The 16,767-nt window shown below is 67.8% G+C and carries 14 protein-coding genes; 6 read left to right on the top strand and 8 right to left on the bottom strand.

Annotation, left to right across the window (positions count from 1 at the left end):
- Window positions 1–18: 18 nt before the first annotated feature.
- Both ACEL92_RS07435 and ACEL92_RS07430 read right to left on the bottom strand, forming a co-directional pair.
- Complete coding sequence (locus ACEL92_RS07435; protein WP_374024977.1) at window positions 19–603, bottom strand: hypothetical protein; 585 nt, start codon at window positions 601–603, stop codon at window positions 19–21.
- A 280-nt stretch (window positions 604–883) separates the two neighbouring features.
- Window positions 884–2,029 (bottom strand): adenylate/guanylate cyclase domain-containing protein, encoded by a 1,146-nt coding sequence (locus tag ACEL92_RS07430; protein WP_374024976.1) that lies wholly within the window; start codon window positions 2,027–2,029, stop codon window positions 884–886.
- Window positions 2,030–2,285: 256 nt separating this feature from the next.
- Between ACEL92_RS07430 and ACEL92_RS07425 the strand changes: the two genes are divergently transcribed.
- Window positions 2,286–2,870 (top strand): DNA-deoxyinosine glycosylase, encoded by a 585-nt coding sequence (locus ACEL92_RS07425; protein ID WP_374024975.1) that lies wholly within the window; start codon window positions 2,286–2,288, stop codon window positions 2,868–2,870.
- A 10-nt stretch (window positions 2,871–2,880) separates the two neighbouring features.
- Here the strand turns inward: ACEL92_RS07425 and ACEL92_RS07420 are convergent, their stop codons facing one another.
- Entirely contained in the window at window positions 2,881–4,272 is a 1,392-nt protein-coding gene (locus ACEL92_RS07420) for an amidase (protein ID WP_374024974.1), read from the bottom strand.
- Window positions 4,273–4,319: 47 nt separating this feature from the next.
- Between ACEL92_RS07420 and ACEL92_RS07415 the strand changes: the two genes are divergently transcribed.
- From ACEL92_RS07415 to ACEL92_RS07405, 3 genes are all read left to right on the top strand, one after another.
- Window positions 4,320–4,748, top strand: a complete 429-nt coding sequence (locus ACEL92_RS07415; RefSeq protein WP_374024973.1) for an HIT family protein — start codon at window positions 4,320–4,322, stop codon at window positions 4,746–4,748.
- Window positions 4,749–4,758: 10 nt separating this feature from the next.
- Window positions 4,759–5,205: a nitroreductase family deazaflavin-dependent oxidoreductase gene (locus ACEL92_RS07410; protein ID WP_374024972.1), complete on the top strand. Its 447-nt coding sequence runs from the start codon at window positions 4,759–4,761 to the stop codon at window positions 5,203–5,205.
- An 89-nt stretch (window positions 5,206–5,294) separates the two neighbouring features.
- Window positions 5,295–9,215 (top strand): diguanylate cyclase domain-containing protein, encoded by a 3,921-nt coding sequence (locus ACEL92_RS07405; RefSeq protein ID WP_374024971.1) that lies wholly within the window; start codon window positions 5,295–5,297, stop codon window positions 9,213–9,215.
- A gap of 4 nt (window positions 9,216–9,219) precedes the next feature.
- On the opposite strand, the gene ACEL92_RS07400 is transcribed toward ACEL92_RS07405, so the two are convergent.
- Genes ACEL92_RS07400 through ACEL92_RS07390 form a run of 3 tightly spaced genes read right to left on the bottom strand, consistent with a single transcriptional unit; the run spans window position 9,220 to window position 12,248 of the window.
- Window positions 9,220–10,251: an LLM class flavin-dependent oxidoreductase gene (locus ACEL92_RS07400; RefSeq protein ID WP_374024970.1), complete on the bottom strand. Its 1,032-nt coding sequence runs from the start codon at window positions 10,249–10,251 to the stop codon at window positions 9,220–9,222.
- 42 nt (window positions 10,252–10,293) lie between these two features.
- On the bottom strand, window positions 10,294–11,424 hold the full coding sequence (locus ACEL92_RS07395) for an FAD-binding protein (protein WP_374024969.1): 1,131 nt from the start codon (window positions 11,422–11,424) through the stop codon (window positions 10,294–10,296).
- The gene (locus tag ACEL92_RS07390; RefSeq protein WP_374026117.1) at window positions 11,421–12,248 is read right to left on the bottom strand and encodes a uracil-DNA glycosylase; all 828 of its coding nucleotides are present in this window, start codon (window positions 12,246–12,248) and stop codon (window positions 11,421–11,423) included. The genes ACEL92_RS07395 and ACEL92_RS07390 overlap by 4 nt, the downstream gene beginning before the upstream one ends.
- 83 nt (window positions 12,249–12,331) lie before the next feature.
- Between ACEL92_RS07390 and ACEL92_RS07385 the strand changes: the two genes are divergently transcribed.
- Window positions 12,332–13,585 (top strand): MFS transporter, encoded by a 1,254-nt coding sequence (locus ACEL92_RS07385; protein ID WP_374024968.1) that lies wholly within the window; start codon window positions 12,332–12,334, stop codon window positions 13,583–13,585.
- An 86-nt stretch (window positions 13,586–13,671) separates the two neighbouring features.
- The gene (locus ACEL92_RS07380; protein ID WP_374024967.1) at window positions 13,672–15,039 is read left to right on the top strand and encodes an FAD-binding oxidoreductase; all 1,368 of its coding nucleotides are present in this window, start codon (window positions 13,672–13,674) and stop codon (window positions 15,037–15,039) included.
- Window positions 15,040–15,160: 121 nt separating this feature from the next.
- Here ACEL92_RS07380 and ACEL92_RS07375 read toward each other — a convergent pair whose 3' ends face one another.
- Together ACEL92_RS07375 and ACEL92_RS07370 are read right to left on the bottom strand one after the other, a co-directional pair.
- Window positions 15,161–15,652 (bottom strand): hypothetical protein, encoded by a 492-nt coding sequence (locus ACEL92_RS07375; protein ID WP_374024966.1) that lies wholly within the window; start codon window positions 15,650–15,652, stop codon window positions 15,161–15,163.
- A gap of 107 nt (window positions 15,653–15,759) precedes the next feature.
- Window positions 15,760–16,731 (bottom strand): hypothetical protein, encoded by a 972-nt coding sequence (locus ACEL92_RS07370; RefSeq protein WP_374024965.1) that lies wholly within the window; start codon window positions 16,729–16,731, stop codon window positions 15,760–15,762.
- Window positions 16,732–16,767 lie beyond the last annotated feature (36 nt).

Raw genomic sequence — 16,767 nt, 5'->3', positions numbered from 1 at the left:
GCGCAGCGTCGTTCTCGCCTACGACTGAAGGTCCGGGCCTTCCGCGCGTAAGTCATCGACGGCCGACATGGCGCTGCGCAGCTTGGCCAGCCATTCCTCGGCGTGCTCGCCGACCAGCTTGACCGACCAGGCGAGAGCGTCGGCGCGCGAGCGGGCAACGCCGGCGTCGACGAGCGTGTCGAGCACTTGCCGTTCCGGCTGCTTCAGGCGCGTCATCACCGGTACCGCGATGTGTGTGAACATGATTCGCTCCTGGCCGGATTTCGAGCCGACCTCCACGCCCCAGGACACCTTGCGGCCGTAGCGATCCTGCGCCTCGTCGGCGATGCGCATCCGCTCCGAACGGGTTTCCTCGCGGAACCGCGAGGCACGTCCTTCGGCGCGGGCCTCGCTCTCCTCTTTCGCCGAGCCCTCGAGCTCAGGCAGCCGTCCGATGACGGTGATCTCTTCGCGGTCGACCACGACCGTCGGATCGCCGTCGAACCAGCTTTCGGGCAGCCGTCCGGCGAACCATTCCGCGGCGTCGCTGGCGTCGGGTTGCTGGGCCTGCTGCCAGCCGCCGGGTCGGCCGTAGCGCCGGCCGTGCGCGTGATGTGATTTCATAATTACATGATTACATCGTTACACTACTAATGGAATGGTGTTCACCCGCGGCGAACCGGCCGCCCCTTCGGGACTCCGGCCATAAGGCGCGTCCGGCTTCCCAAAACCCGTTGATACGGGCTGATCAAAGTTGTATTTTTGGTAGCGAAGCAGGCCCGGAAACGACCAATTCCAAGCGCCGGGAAGTCAGGGTAGAAAACCGGCCGCGTAGGACCCGCGCATGACGGAGTCAAACGCCCCCTAGTGTCGTCCGGGCCTGCCCATGTCGGCAGCATCCCGATCAGACCTCGCCGTTGGACCCGTCGCCGCGACGAATCCGGAACAGCTTCACCTCGTTCTTGATGCCTTTGAGGCGGCGCGCACCGGCGAAGGAGCCGTTGAACTCGCCGGTGTCGCCGATCACCTCCCAGACCGAATCCGCCGCCAGGACCGTTCCCGGTCGGGCGACACTGGTGATCCGGCTCGCCACGTTGACCGGGCTGCCGAACCAGTCCCCCGCCCGGCTCACCGCCATGCCGAAGGCCACGCCCGCCCGCAGCCGCGGGAAGTTGTTGTCGCTGTCGACGGCGTCCACCAGCTTCAGCACCACGTCGAGCATGGGTGGCGGGTCGGGGCAGACGAACATCACCGCGTCGCCAATCGTCTTGATGAACCGCACGGGCGGGACGGTGATGTCTCGGGCCAGCGCCGCGAGCCGGTTGGCCAGCTGCCCCAGTTCCTCCGCCGACACCACTTCTCCGAGCCGGGTGAAACCGACAAGGTCGGCGAAGGCGACGGTGATCGGGCGCGCCCCGGGCAGCGGCTGGCCGGCGGCGCGCTCCGCGGCGTTGACCGCCTCGGTCTCCATCATGTGGCGCAGCTGCATGAACAGCATGTGCTGGATCAGCGGCCCGAGCTCGGGCGCGATCTCGCCCACCAACGCCCTCGACGCCTTGGCGATCTCCAGCTCGGTGGCGCCGGGTCGCATGATCGCCGAAAGCGCCGTGTAGCGCATGACTTCCGCGGCGCGGGACAGGCCTTCGGCCAGAACGCGCGTTACCAGCACCACTTGTTCGGGATCCAGTCCCAGCTCGACGAAGCGTTGGGCGTAGGCGGCGGCTTCACCGTCGGCGCGCATGTGGATGACGGCATCCGGGTCGTCGACGCGGGCCAGACCGATCGCGCGCTGCACTCGTTGCAACAGCCCCAGGTCGATGCCGTAGGTCTCGCTGATCTCGCGCGTGGACACGTAGGTGCCGTCGTCGCCGATGAGGCGGCGGGTGGCCAGCAGCAGTGGCGGATTGGTCGTCCTGATCTCTTCGGGAGTGATGCCCTGCTCGAGGAGCCACTCCACCAATTCCGCGCGCTCGGTACGTGCGCTGCCTTCGAGTCCGTCGAGCAGGTCCTCGATGTGCGGGCCGGCGCCGTCGTGACCGTCGTCCTCCACTTCGCCAACGTACAACGCGCGCCGATCGCGAGCGCGGCAAAGCCGGGCGAAGCGGGTCGGCGCCAAACAACACCGCCGATCGCGAGCGCGGCAAAGCCGGGCGAAGCGGGTCGGCGCCAAACAACACCGCCGATCGCGAGCGCGGCAAAGCCGGGCGAAGCGGGTCGGCGCCAAACAACACCGCCGATCGCGAGCGCGGCAAAGCCGGGCGAAGCGGGTCGGCGCGAAGGGACCCGGCCAGCCATGATGTGAAGCGATGAGCGCACCACTGCTTCGGGGATTCCCACCCGTCATCGACCAGCGCGCCCGGGTCCTGATCCTGGGCTCCTTCCCGAGCGTGCAGTCCCTGGCGGTCGGTCAGTACTACGCCAATCCGCGAAATGCGTTCTGGCCTATCACCGCAGAGCTGTTCGGCTTCGACGCCACGGCGCCGTACGAGACGCGGCTGGCCGCACTGCAATCGGCCGGTGTGGCCCTCTGGGACGTGGTGCAAAGATGCCGCCGAGCCGGCAGCGCGGACGCGGCGATCGAACCGAAAAGCTTGGTGGTCAACGACTTCGGCGAGCTGTACGCCCGATACCCCGCTATCGCACGGGTGTACTTCAACGGCGCCAAGGCCGCCGAGCTGTACCGCAGGCTGGCCCAGGCCGACGACCGGATCCAGTACCGGCGGCTACCGTCGACGAGCCCGGCGCACGCCGTGCCGCCGCACTCGAAGCTGGCCGCCTGGCGCGAAATCGCGTCGATCGCCAGCGCGGCGAAGCCGGGTGATGGGGGCACACCCCCCCGAGTGGAAGGGACCCACACCCGCTTGCGGGGAACGGGTCGGCGCAATCAATGAGGCGCGGCCGCTATGACACCGGCGGTCGCCGGTGCGCCCACGGCCGGGCGGTTTCGATCTGCGCGGCCAGTGACAGCAGGGTCGCCTCGTCGTACGGCCGGCCCACCAGCTGCACGGCGATCGGCAGGCCGTCACCATCGAAGTCCCACGGCACGGCCGCGGCGGGTTGTCCGGTCAGGTTCCAGACCTGTTGGTAGGGCACGCGCTGGGCCACCGCCAGCAGCGTCCACACCGCGCCGCGGCGTTGGTAGGCGCCGATGCGGGAGGGGCCGGTCGCGTTGCCCGGCGTGAGAACGACGTCGACGTCGTCGAAGATCGATTGAATCCGGGCGGTCAGCGCAGGCTCCGCCTCGCGAAGGGCCGTCATGCGGTGGTCCGAGAAGAACGAGCCGGCGCGGGCGAGGTTGCGGGTGCGCCCTTCCAGGCGGTCGGGGTGCGGTAGCGAATCGGCGTCGTCGCTGATGCCCCGAAGATAGCGCGGCAGGTAGTTGGTCATGATGGCCGTCGGTGGATAGTCGGGGTCGGCGTTGATCACCTCGTGGCCCAGGTCGCGCAGTAACGCGCCGGCCTGTTCGACCGCCGTGAGCTGCTCCTTGCCGACCCTGACCGGCAGCGGCGTCGGGGACTTGGTACTGAGGGCGATTCGCAGCCGCCCCGGCGCACGAGTCGCGGCGGCCACAAACTCTCCCTCGGGACCCGGCACCGTCGACGTTGCATCGAGGAACATCGCGGCATCGAGCACCGAGCGGGCTAGCGGACCGTTGACGCTCAGCCCGTGCCAGGCATCGTCGTGTGGTTCCAACGACACCCGGTCTCGTTGCGGTTTGACGCCGAACAGGCCGCACCAGATCGCCGGAATCCGAATCGAGCCGCCGCCGTCGGATCCCAGCGCCAGCGGGGCGAGGCCCGCGGCCACCGCCGCGGCGCTGCCGCCACTGCTGCCGCCCGGGGTGCGCCTGGGGTTCCAGGGGTTGCGGGTCGCACCGAAGGTCAGCGATTCGGTGTAGGGGAACATCATCAGCTCGGGCACATTGGTTTTGCCGATGATGACGGCGCCCGCGGCACGGAGCCGATGCACCACCTCCGCGTCGGACGTCGCGGCCGGCCGGTGTCCGCCACTGCCGTAAGTCGTTACCTCGCCGGCGACGTCGACGTCGTCCTTAATTGCGATCGGCACGCCGAGCAGCGGGAGCCGCTCACCGGCGTCGAGGCGGTCCTGCGCGACGGCGGCCTCGTAGCGCGCGCTGTCGGCGAGCACCACGCGGTAGCAGCGCAACTGGCTGTCGATCCGCGCGATTCGGTCCAGGTAGATCTCGAGCAGCTCGGGAGCTGTCAATTCTCCGTCGGCCAGCATCCTCGCCTGAGCGGCCGCGCCGGCAAAGGCCACGTCCCGAGCGTCCACTGCGGCAGCGTATCCCCCGCATCGCGCCGGCCAGTAGCGTGGGCGACATGTCCTGCGTGTTCTGTGCGATTGTCGCCGGCGAGGCCCCGGCCATCCGGATCTGTGAAGACGACGACTACCTGGCCATCCTCGACATTCGGCCGTTCACCCGCGGCCACACCCTGGTGATTCCCAAGCGGCACAGCGTGGACCTCACCGATACGCCCCCGGAAACACTGGCCGGCATGGTCACTCTTGGCCAGCGGATCGCCCGCGCCGCACGCGCGACGGAATTGGCCGACGCCACCAACATCGCCATCAACGACGGCAGCGCGGCCTTCCAGACGGTGTTCCACATCCATCTGCACGTGCTGCCCCGCCGCAACGGCGACAAGCTGTCGGTCGCCAAGGGAATGCTGCTGCGGCGCGACCCCGATCGGGATGCCACCGCGCAAATCCTGCGTTCGGCCCTGGCCCGCATCGACGCCGGCCAGTAATACTGGGCGGATGGCACTTCCGTCCTGGGTTGAGCAGGGCTTACTGCCCCAAATCCTGCGCCTGCACGACACCGTCTATCGCAAGTCGAACGGCTGGATCGGCCACCGCTTGCTGCTGGTACCGAGCCTGCTGCTCCATACCGTGGGCGCCAAGACGGGACAGCCCCGGACCGCGGCGCTCACCTACGCGCGCGACGGCGACGACTACCTCATCGTCGCCTCCAAGGCGGGCGCCCCCCGGGCACCCGGCTGGTACCACAACCTGCGCAAGCATCCGAACGTGGAGATCAACGTGGGGCCAAAGCGCTTCCCGGTAACCGCCCGGGCAGTGCTGCCCGACGATCCCGACTACCCGCGGCTGTGGCAGATCGTCAACAAGAACAATGGTGACCGATACGCGGCCTACCAGAAGAAGACGGCGCGGCCGATCCCGGTCGTCGTACTCACGCGACGGTGACCCTTAACGTCGCGCGGCGGTTTATTCTCCACTAGCACGCAATGAACAGTTGACTGCTCATTGCAGGTGCGGTATCGGCTGGAGCGGGCATGAAACCCTGGACGGGAAATCCGTGGCGGCGCCTCGGACTGCCCGCGCGCGTCGGCTGGCTTTTCGTCGGCGGCTACGGCTTGGCGGCGATGCTGCTTCTTGCGTCCTGGATCGGTGACTGGGAGGGCCGCTACGCGACACGGCCGGTCGACGAAATAGTAACGGCGGTGTGGCTGCTGGTCGCGGCGGCGTGTGCCGGTTACGCGGCCCGGTCCGCGTCCGCCCGGCAACGGGGCGGATGGCTGGCCATGGTCACGGCCCTGGTGGGCTGGGCGGTCGGTGAGGTGATCTGGGCGGTTTACGAGGTGCGTCCGGAATTGGCCCATGCCAAGCACCCCGCGACCGCCGAGATCGTGCTCCTAAGCTGGCCACTCGGCGCCTTTGCCTCGCTGGTGCTGCTGTCACGCCTGTCCCGTCACAGTCCGCGGCGACTGTGGCTCGACGGGCTCATTGTGGCGACGTCACTGTTCGCGGTGTCATGGGTCTTCGTCATCGACAAGCAGCTGCGCGAGGACAGCGGCTCACAGCTGACAACGCTGCCCGAAGTCTTCAACGACGTCGTCCTGCTGACAATCGCAATACTGATGCTGGCCCGCAGCAGTCGCGGCGACGCGCCGAGCCGCAACCTGCTGGCCGGCGGAGTGGCGACGATCAGCATTGCCGACCTGGCGGCGGTGTTCAGGACGGGGATCGGGAGCTATCACGTCAACGACCCGGTTGAGTTGGGCCGGGTGACCGGCCTGACCATGATCGCGCTGGCCGCGCTTTCGAGCGTCGGGGAGTCCGCGGTGCCCGCATCGCGCGACGACGAAATTCGTTCGCGTACCCGGCTCTGGCTGCCCTATCTGCCCCTGCTGGTGGCATGCGCCGTCGGATTGGACCACGCGGCGGAGCTGCTGGCGCACGGACCGTTGTGGATTGCGCTGGGAATCTTGACAGCCGCGGTGCTCGCCCGGCAGTTCGTGGTGTTGATGGAGAACCAAACCCTGCTGTCCGAGGTCGCGCGGGAGGCGTTTCGCGACAGCCTCACGGGCCTGGTCAATCGCGCCTATTTCCTGCAGCGATTGGAAGAGGCCGTCGCCCGGTGCGATTGCGATGTCGCGAGCATCGGCGTGCTGTGCCTCGACCTCGACAACTTCAAGTCGGTCAACGACGCCCTGGGCCACCCCGCCGGCGACGAGCTGCTGGTCCGAGTCGCCGGGCGGCTGACCGCCACCTTGGGCGACAACTGCGTCATCGCTCGCCTCGGCGGCGACGAATTCGCCGTGCTGCTGGAAGGTTCCGTCGAGGAGTCACAAGCGGCGGCACACCGAGTTCTCGAGGCGTTCAACGCCCCGATTCTGATCGACGGCGTTCCGATAACGGTCCGACCGAGTGTCGGCTTCACCGCGGCCACAGCCGCGTCGGACTGCAACGTCGAGCAACTCCTCCGGCACGCGGATCTGGCCATGTATACCGCGAAACGCGAAGGTGGCCAATGCATTCGCAGTTTTATGCCCGACTTGTCGTTGCCGTACTCGTTCTCGGCCACGCAGCTGGTCGGGGCACCCCCGGTGGCAGTCGCCGGCGCCAAGACAAGCACCGACCCCATTTTCCGGCCGTCACCAGATGCGACGACGCCGAGACGGATGCCATCGCAGGATGGCCCTGACGGCGTTCAGTGGCCACCCACGGGAGTCCGAATCGCTCTGGCTTTCTTGACTATCGGCGTCATCACCCTCACGCTGACCAGCGTCCTCTTCCCGCATGCGAGCCATAGCGTCTTCTTCACCAAAGTCCTATATCCCGCTTTGAACCTGCTGGCGGCCGGGCTGATTTGGTGGCGGACATACCGCTCCGAGACCGACCGGCTCGCGTGGTCTCTGATCGCGGCCGGCATGGCGTTGTCGGCCCTCGGCGACGTCGCCTACGCGTTGTGGGTGCCGAATGCCCAGTCGCCGTCCGTTGCAGATCCCGAGTACCTGGCGTTCTATCCGTTCGTCTATGCCGGGATTCTGCTGTTGTTGCGCTCGCGGCTGAAACGGGTTCCCGTGCCGATCCGGCTCGACTCCCTGGTGTGCGCGTTGGCCGTAGCCGCGCTGGGGGCGGCGCTGCGGGCCGGGCCCATGCACGCCGCCGCGGCGCGGGTACCGGCTACCGTGCTGGTGGGTCTGGTCTACCCGTGGGGTGATCTCGTGCTGCTGGCCCTGGCCGTCGGAATGCTGCCAATCCTGAGCTGGCGCAGCAAGTTTCGCTGGGGATTCCTTGTTGTCGGGCTGGTCGGTTTCGCGCTCGCCGACACCGCATACCTGTTTCAGACGTCAGCTGGCACGTACCAGGTAGGCAACACGCTTGACGCGCTGTGGCCGGCTTCGTCGCTGTTGGTGGCGATTGCCAGCTGGGCGCGTGAATCGTCAGCACCGGCGTCGCGGCGCGGCCTTGGCCTCTACGTCGTCCCGGTGACGTGCACCGTCTTGGCCCTCGGCGTGGTCATCGTGGGCCACGATTCGAGGCTCGGTTCGACGCTCGCCGCGTTCAGCCTCGTCGCGGTCGCCGCGCGGTTCGCGGTGACCTTCAGGGATGTCAGCGCGCTGGCCGAAGCCCACCAGCAGGCGATGACCGACGAAGTGACCACCTTGCCCAATCGGCGGTCCTTGGCGACGGCGCTGACCTCCCTGTCCGATTTGGCGCCTACGGTCAGGGCCTCGTCGCACCGCGCGCTGCTGTTGCTTCACCTCCACAAGCTGCGCGAGATCAACGATTCGGTCGGCCGTCACTTCGGTGACGAGCTGTTGTGGCACATCGCAAATCGCCTCGCGCACTATGTGGGTCGTGATGAGCTGCTCGCGCGTGTCAGTGACGAAGAATTCGCCGTACTGCTCGGCGATGGTTCGGACCTGCTGGCCGCCCGTGCCTACGCGGGCCGGTTGCTCGAGGGGATGAGCGTCCCATTCGAACTCGATGCGATCAGTGTGCAGATCGATGCCTGCATCGCGATTGCTCTCTACCCCGATGACTGTGAGCATCCGCAGCAACTGTTGCATCGCGCCGAGGCGGCGATCCCGCACGCCAAGTCCGCGATCAGCAGGATCGCGGTTTACGAGTCCGCGTTCGAGGTCGATCGCGACCACGATCCCAACCTCGTCGGCGAGCTGCGCGCCGCGCTGATCGACGGTGATCAGTTGGAACTGCACTACCAGCCCAAGGTCAACGCGCACGACGGCGGCGTCCACAGCGTGAAGGCGTTGCTGCGCTGGCAGCATCCCGTCCACGGGTTATTGGCGCCGGAAGAGTTCATCCCAGCCGCCGAGCGTGCCGGGTTGATGCGCGCCGTGGCCAACCGCACCATCAACCTCGCGCTGGAGCAGGTTCGGTCCTGGCGCGACGGGGGAATCCCGCTGACCGTTGCGGTGAATCTGTCGACAACGAACCTGCTCGACCTCGACCTCGCGGTCACCATTGAGCGGCTACTCCGTACCCACGCCCTGCCACCCGAGGCGCTGATCATCGAGATCACCGAGAGCGCCCTTGTCGATTCGGAGCGATCCCGCAAAACCGTCGCCGCCCTGCAACTTCTTGGCGTGCGGATCTCGCTGGACGACTACGGCACCGGCTGGTCGTCGCTGGCCCTGCTGCAGGACGTGTCGGTCGACGAGCTAAAACTGGACAGGCGATTCGTGGCGCGGCTCGCCCAGGATCCCCAAGCGGTCGCCGTCGTGCAGTCCACGGTGGCTTTGGCCGACAACCTGGGCGCCGACGTCGTCGCCGAGGGGGTCGAAGACGAGGTCACCCTGAATGTCCTGCGGGGTTGCGGCTGCACCATCACCGAGGGATTGGTGCATAGCCCCCCGCTGGCGCCCGACGATCTGCGGCGCTGGATCACCGCCAGGGGCGCCTTTGCGGGGTCGTCGGATTCCGAGCCGTCGGCCGTGTCGGACTGACCGACTAGAACAACTCCTTGGCCAGCAGTTCCAGCGTCGCGACCCGTGCCGGCGCGGTGGCCGGGTCGGTGCCGCGGTGGGCCGAGGCGACGGGGTTGACCATCACCTCGTCGACGTCGAACTGCTGCGCCAGCGCCCGCAGCTGTTCGGCGGCCTCGGCGGGCGTACCGAGGACCGCCCGCCGCAGCCCGCTGTCCACGATGTGCTGTTGCTGCGGCGTCAGCTCAGCGCCTTCGGCCTCCTCGACGAGCGGCACCGGGCCGAGTGGCTGGCCGGTGCGCAGCTTCGCCATCATCTGCAGGTTGGGCAGCATCAATGCCGTTGCCTCTTCGCGGGTTTCGGCGACGGCGGCGTTCACCGTCAGGAACGTCACCGGCTCGGCGGCCACGGCGCTCGGCTTGAACCGCGACCGGTAGACCTTCAGCGCCTCTTCGGTCCCCTGGCCGGAGAAGTGGTGCGCGAACACGTACGGCAAGCCCTTGGCGGCGGCCAGGTGCGCCGAGTACATCGACGAGCCCAGCAACCACAGGCGCGGCTCACCGGCGGCGGCCGGAGTGGCCTTGAGCCGGTAGTCCCCCGACCGCAGCGGCACCACCACGCCGCGCGCGCTCATCAGCGCCGCGACGTCGTCGAGGTATTCAGGGAAGTTCTCGATGTCTTCGTCGCCGCGGGACCCGCGCAGCGCATAGGAGGTCACCGGGTCGGAGCCGGGCGCTCGGCCGATGCCGAGGTCGATGCGGCCCGGGGCGGCGGCTTCCAGCAGCGCGAACTGCTCGGCCACCGCCAGCGGCGCGTGATTGGGCAGCATCACGCCGCCGGACCCCAGGCGCAGCTGTGTCGTTTGCGCGGCCAGATAGGCGATCAGGACCGGCGGGCTGGTGGCCCCGACAGACGGCATGTTGTGGTGCTCGGCGAGCCAGTAGCGCGTGAAACCCAGCCGATCCGCGGCCTGCGCCAGCTGCACTGTCGCCGCCAGCGCATCTGCGGTCGTCTGGTCGGTGCGCACCGGGACGAGGTCAAGGACGGAAAGACGCACGCGTGCATCAACGCCTTTTGGCCCGGGAACGTTCCCGGCCGGTCAGTAGTCCTTGAAATCGATTGAATTCACGATCCGGTCGAAAACCTCCTGCGGGATCGGCGCCCCGCCGGGAATGTTGTCGACGACCAGCCACTGGTTCCGCTTGACGTAGTCGTTGAACTCGTTGTGGTAGTTGGTGAAGGCGAGTTCGTAGTCGACCACTCCGTCCTGGGTTGCGGCCTTGAGCTCCCCGGCCAGGATGTAGGCGCCCAGCAGCGCGACGCTGGTCCCCTGTCCCGACAACGGCGAACAGCAATACCCCGCGTCACCAACCAGCGCCACCCTGCCCTTGGACCAGCGGTCCATTTTGATCTGCGACATCTCGTCGAAGTAGAAGTCCGACGCCTCTCGCATGTACTCCAACAATTGGGGGCGCACCCAGCCGTCGTCGGCCATCCGTCGATCCAGTTCGGCGAATTGCGCCTCGGTATCGCGATAGTCGATCCGCAGGTCGGGGTCCATGAAGCCGAGCATGGCCCGGGCCTCGGTGTTGTTGCGCGCGCTGTATACCCCGGCCATGGTGGAGTCCCCGTAATGCCAGGTCTGCCAGTAATCCAAGTCCAAGAAATTGGGCACGGTGAAGATCGCCGCATGGGTGCCCAATCTCTCGATGAACTGCTCCTCGGGACCGAAAACCAGTCCGCGCACGTTGGAATGCAACCCGTCGGCGCCGATAACCAAGTCGAACCTGCGAACGTCGCCCCGATCGAAGGTGGCCGTCACCGCAGTCCCGTCGTCGTCCAACGCCGCGATGCTGTCGTAGAAGAGATATTCGACGCCGAGTTTCGTTGCGTCATAGAGCAATTCGATGAGGTCGTCCCGGAGCAACTCGATGTCGGGACTATCGATCACACCGCCGGTTGGTGTCGATTCGGTGTCTCGGGACAGCTCGTTGCCGTCGCGGTCGACCACGGACGCGCCGCGGATGCGCGTGCGCAAACCATCGGCCGCACCCCGCAACGACATTCGTTCCAACACGGTCAGCGCCGGACCTCGCACGTCGATCGCCTGACCTCCACGCCGGAGGCCCAGGGAGCGCTCCACGACGGCCACCGAACAGCCATGCTGCGTAAGCCAATAGGCCGTGGTCATACCGGCCACACTGGCGCCGGAAATCAGAACGTCAGTCACTTAATCCCTGCCAGCCTTTTCGCGTCCCGGAAAACGTCGTCGAGCATTGCTGGTGTCAACCTACCGGTAAACATGTTTTGTTGGCTGGGGTGGTAACAGCCGAGTAACCGCACACCCGGCGCGAATTGCGCCACGACCCCGTGGCCGAACCGCGGCTTGCGCATCGCGGACGCGCCCGGCAGGCGCAGCGCGATCTGCCACGCGAACCCGCCCAGAGCCACGATGACGCGAACGTGCTCGGACACCAGCCGCCATTCGGCTTCCAGCCAGGGCCAACAGGTGTCCCGTTCCGCCGGCGTAGGGGCGTTTGCCGGAGGAGCGCACCGCACCGGCGCGGCGATCCGAACCCCGTTGGCCCGCAACCCATCCGCGGCATCAACGCTGGTCGGCTGGTTCACCAGCCCGGCCCGGTGCAGGGCCGCGTACAGCTGATCGCCGGACCGGTCTCCGGTGAACATGCGCCCGGTGCGGTTGGCCCCGTGCGCGGCGGGCGCCAACCCGACAATGAGCAGCCGCGGGCGTTGCGAGCCCCAGCCCGGCACCGGCCGGCCCCAATACGGCTGGTCGGCGAAGGCGCGGCGCTTGAGCGCGGCGACGTCCTCGCGCCAGTCGACCAGCCGCGGGCACGCGCGGCAGACGCTGCTCAAGGCGTCGAGTTCCGGGATCGACGCGGCCCGCGCGGCAAACGCGGCGACCTGTGTGGCGTCGGAGGCCACCGGGGTCTGCGGGGTCGCCGGATCACCCGGCCAACCGGTGCCGGGGACCACGGGAGAATCGAACGCCTGGCCGGTACGAGGGTGGACGAGCACATCAACATCCTGCAGTCCGCCGGTGCGTGCCGGCCGAACGCCCCGAATATTCGGTGGTTCGGGCGCGGATCAGCGGCTAAATTCTCCCCGGGATACCCATGAGCCATTCGAGCCGCGGCCCGGCACTGCTGATCCTGTTCGCCACCCTGTTGGCGACGACGGGCACCGGCATCTCGATCATCGCCTTCCCTTGGCTGGCGTTGCAGCACCAGGACCGCGCCCGGGACGCGTCGCTTGTGGCCGCCGCGATGACGTTGCCGCTGGTGCTTTCGACGCTGGTCGCGGGAACCGCGGTCGACCTGGTGGGGCGTCGTCGCGTGTCGTTGGTCTCCGATTCGTTGTCGTGCGCGGCGGTTGCCGCCGTCCCGCTGACCGCCTCGCTGCTGGGGGCCGACGCGATCAACGTCGTCGAGCTGGCGGTGCTGGGGTTCTGCGCGGCGGCCTTCGACCCGGCGGGGACGACCGCACGCCAGTCGATGCTGCCGGAGGCCGCGGCCCGCGCGGACTGGTCGCTGGACCGCACCAACAGCATCTACGAGGCCGTGCTCAATCTCGGATTCATGGTGGGGCCGGGCATCGGCGGCCTCATGATCGCGACGGTTGGCGGCGTCAACACCATGTGGTTCACGGCGGGCTGTTTCGGGTTGTCCCTCCTGGCGATTGGCGCGCTGCGGCTCGAGGGGGCCGGAAGACCGCACCACGCGACCCGCCCGGACGGCCTGGTGTCCGGGATTGCCGAAGGACTGCGGTTCGTGTGGAGGCTGCGGGTGCTGCGGACGCTCGGTCTCATCGACCTGGCCGTGACCGCGCTCTACCTGCCGATGGAAAGCGTGCTGTTCCCAAAGTATTTCGCCGACCGGCACCAACCCGCCCAGCTGGGTTGGGCCTTGATGGCGCTGGCGGTCGGCGGCGTGGCGGGCGCGCTCGGCTACGCGGTGCTGTCGAGACACACCCGTCGGCGTACGGCGGTGCTGACGGCGACCCTCACGTTCGGCGCCGCCACGGTCGGCATCGCCTTCCTGCCGCCCCTGCCGATCATCCTGATGCTGTGCGGTGTGACCGGCCTGGTGTACGGGCCGATCCAACCCATCTACAACTACGTCATGCAGACCCGGGCGCCGCATCACCTGCGCGGCCGCGTGGTCGGGGTGATGGCGGGCCTGACCTACGCCGCGGGGCCGTTGGGCCTGCTGGTGGCCGGTCCGCTCGCCGATGCGGCCGGATTGCAGGTCACGTTCCTGGCGTTGGCGGTGCCGATCCTGCTGATCGGGCTGGTTGCGACCACGTTGCCGTCACTGCGGGAACTGGACCGCGCGCCGGCGTTGGAGACCAGCCGCCAGTCGCCGCCGTGAGTCACTCGCCGAGGATTTTGCGCTTCTCCTGCACGCTGGACGGTACAGCGCAACCGGGCCCTTAAGATCGGTCCCGTGAGCGCCTCGTGACCGCGGACCCGCTGGCCGAGCTGATTGCAGGCCTGCCCGACGGCATGGTCGTCACCGACCCGACCGTCACCGAGGGCTACCGCCAGGACCGCGCCTTCGACCCGTCGGCCGGCAAACCGTTGGCCGTCGTCCGCCCGCGCCGCACGGAAGACGTGCAGACCGCGCTGCGCTGGGCGTGCGCGCACGGAGTCGCGGTGGTGACCCGCGGGGCCGGCAGCGGCCTGTCCGGCGGGGCGACCGCGCTGGACAACGGCATCGTGTTGTCGACGGAGAAGATGCGCGACATCACCGTCGATCCGGTGACCCGCACCGCGGTCTGTCAGCCCGGATTGTTCAACGCCGAGGTCAAGAAGGCGGCCGCCGAGCACGGCCTGTGGTACCCGCCCGATCCGTCGTCGTTCGAGATTTGCAGCATCGGCGGCAACATCGCCACCAACGCCGGTGGGCTGTGCTGCGTGAAGTACGGCGTCACCACCGACTATGTGCTGGGCATGCAGGTGGTGCTGGCCAACGGCACGGCGGTCCGGCTCGGCGGCCCCCGGCTCAAAGACGTGGCGGGGCTTTCGCTGACAAAGCTTTTCGTCGGCAGCGAGGGCACCCTGGGCGTCGTCACCGAGGTCACGCTGCGGCTGGTGCCCAAGCAGAACGCGTCCAGCGTCGTGGTGGCCTCCTTCGCGACGGTCGAGGCGGCCGTCGCGGCGGTTCTCGGGGTCACCGCGCGGCTGCGCCCCTCGATGCTGGAGTTCATGGATTCGGTGGCGATCAACGCCGTCGAGGACACCCTGCGCATGGACCTGGATCGCGGCGCGGCGGCCATGCTGGTGGCCGGCTCCGATGAAAGGGGGCGTGCGGGCAGCGAGGACGCTTCGGTGATGGCCGCCGTGTTCGCGGAATGCGGTGCAGCGGAGGTATTTTCGACCGACGATCCCGACGAGGGCGAGGCGTTCGTCGCGGCCCGCCGGTTCTGCATTCCCGCGGTGGAGGCGAAGGGGTCGCTGCTGCTCGAGGACGTCGGGGTGCCCCTGCCGGCATTGGCCGAACTCGTCACCGGCATCGCGCGGATCGCGACCGAACGTGACCTGACCATCTCGGTGATCGCCCACGCCGGTGACGGCAACACCCACCCCCTGATCGTGTACGACCCCGCAGACGCCGCGATGACCGAGCGGGCCCATCTCGCGTTCGGCGAAATCATGGACCTCGCCGTCGGGCTCGGCGGCACGATCACCGGCGAGCACGGCGTCGGCCGGCTGAAGCGGCCATGGCTGGCCGGCTACCTCGGGCCCGAGGTGATGGATCTCAACCGGCGCATCAAGCAGGCCCTGGATCCGACGGGCATCCTGAATCCGGGCGCGGGCATCTGATGCTCTCACCGGAGCGCCCCGGCTGGCCGGGCAGTCGATGTCGACTTGTAGGTTCTGAACCTTCGTGGCGCACCCACGCGCCCCTCCGTTAGGTGCGTCGCTGAAGTTAGCACTGACCGGGCTAGGCCGACGGGCGCGTCCAGTGCAGTGTGTTGCCTCGGCCCACATAGCTCAGTTCGAGGGAATCGGGGGTGGCTTTTAGCGGCACATACACGAGGTCCATCGGTGACTGGGATTGCCAGTGCAGCCAGAGCACACACTGGTTCTCTTCACCGGCGGGCATGCTGTTTTTGCCGGGTGTTGATGACCACGGCATGTAGCTCCACACACCCGTTCGGCCATTGCTCGACTTGAGGGTGTAGTCGCCGCCGAGAGTGCTGACGACCTCGCCGGAGTCCGTCCAATCCCCGGTGAGTTGTTGAGCGCTGGGTGTCGCGTGTTCGCAGGCGTTGTCCACCCCCGCGGGCACCGCAGTCGAGAATGTCGCTGCTGGTGGGACAGGCGACGCAGACGAGGTGACGAGCGACGAGGAGGTCGCCGCGCTCGGGTGGTTGCTTGTGCTGCATGCGACGAGCAGCGTCGCCGTAGCACACACCGTAAGTACTTTGATCATTCGGTCTCCGTCTTCAATGTGCCAGCAAGCGTAAAGCGTTGTTGTAGAACTGTGTTCGGACAGCTAACCCGTGATCGCCACCGTTGACCATCTCGGTGCTGGCTCCTTCAGTGGTGGGTGAAGCAGAGGGCCCCGACCGCTTTCTCTTCAGCGAACAGCGCAGACATCGTGGCGCTGAACGCCCGCTGCTGATCCGCCAGGCTGTAGTCGGGCCGGGCACCGACGAGATTGTCGCGGGACTGGGCGAACTGGGTGACAGCCTGGTCGGACAGATCGGCAATGCGACGAAGTCCCGGCGCTAGTTTGGGGTCTGAGACTTGTTCGGCGTAGCGATGCAGCTGGGCGGACCAGGCTCGGTAGGCGGCCAGGTCGGGTTCGCCGCGGGTCATGTTCTGCGGGTCGGCCAGCGCCCGCTGGTCATACACCAGGTCCATCATGGCACCGACAGTGTTGCACTGCGGCTGCGAGTACCCGACCAGCCAAACCAATGACATAAAAGCGATAACCAGGACAGCGAGAGTCGCCGAGGTTCGCCCCGTGCGCGCCCGCGGCAATGACGCCGCGTCGATGTCATCGGCTTGAGCCGGGTCCGGAGCGGCCGCACGTAGCGCGAGCATGTTCTCGTCGGTCGTGCGACGCCGGCGCGCGATGGCCAGCAGTCCGAACACCCACCAAAGGCCGACCGCGATGAGAAACCCTCCGAACACGACGGGGAGACGGAAGAGGTTCACGGCTCCCCAGGTGATCAACACCGCGGGCACCAGCCATTGCCCGACGCGCTGGCGCCGGGTCGTCTGGCGTCGGTAAGCCTGGGCCAGGGTGCCGACGCGGATCGCGGCGGCCAGCACGTCAGGATCGTCAGGCACTGTGCCCGTTCGCAATGCTTCGAGCGCACCTAGCGCGCCTGGTTGGTCAAGTCCACCGAGTGCCTGCACGTAGCGTCGGCGCACCGCGCGCTGAAAGTACACCGCCGCCGCGGTTGCGGCCACGCACAGCGCCATCACCGACACAGCCGCCAGCAACCACCCCATCCGGTAGATGAACATCGGATAGAGCACCCACATGACGGCCCCGATCACGATTGCGAAGGTCGAACCGCGGACCAGGACTTGCAG

This window comes from Mycobacterium hainanense (assembly GCF_041890355.1).
GTDB lineage: Bacteria > Actinomycetota > Actinomycetes > Mycobacteriales > Mycobacteriaceae > Mycobacterium > Mycobacterium hainanense.
Note: the sequence above shows the minus strand (reverse complement) of the source record. Positions and strands in the feature narration are given on the sequence as shown.

What these genes read in the sequence shown, in the direction of transcription:
- ACEL92_RS07435 (WP_374024977.1), bottom strand. Translation starts at nt 603, where the DNA reads ATGAAATCACATCACGCGCACGGCCGGCGCTACGGCCGACCCGGCGGC.
- ACEL92_RS07425 (WP_374024975.1), top strand. Translation starts at nt 2,286, where the DNA reads ATGAGCGCACCACTGCTTCGGGGATTCCCACCCGTCATCGACCAGCGC.
- ACEL92_RS07415 (WP_374024973.1), top strand. Translation starts at nt 4,320, where the DNA reads ATGTCCTGCGTGTTCTGTGCGATTGTCGCCGGCGAGGCCCCGGCCATC.
- ACEL92_RS07410 (WP_374024972.1), top strand. Translation starts at nt 4,759, where the DNA reads ATGGCACTTCCGTCCTGGGTTGAGCAGGGCTTACTGCCCCAAATCCTG.
- ACEL92_RS07405 (WP_374024971.1), top strand. Translation starts at nt 5,295, where the DNA reads ATGAAACCCTGGACGGGAAATCCGTGGCGGCGCCTCGGACTGCCCGCG.
- ACEL92_RS07385 (WP_374024968.1), top strand. Translation starts at nt 12,332, where the DNA reads ATGAGCCATTCGAGCCGCGGCCCGGCACTGCTGATCCTGTTCGCCACC.
- ACEL92_RS07375 (WP_374024966.1), bottom strand. Translation starts at nt 15,652, where the DNA reads ATGATCAAAGTACTTACGGTGTGTGCTACGGCGACGCTGCTCGTCGCA.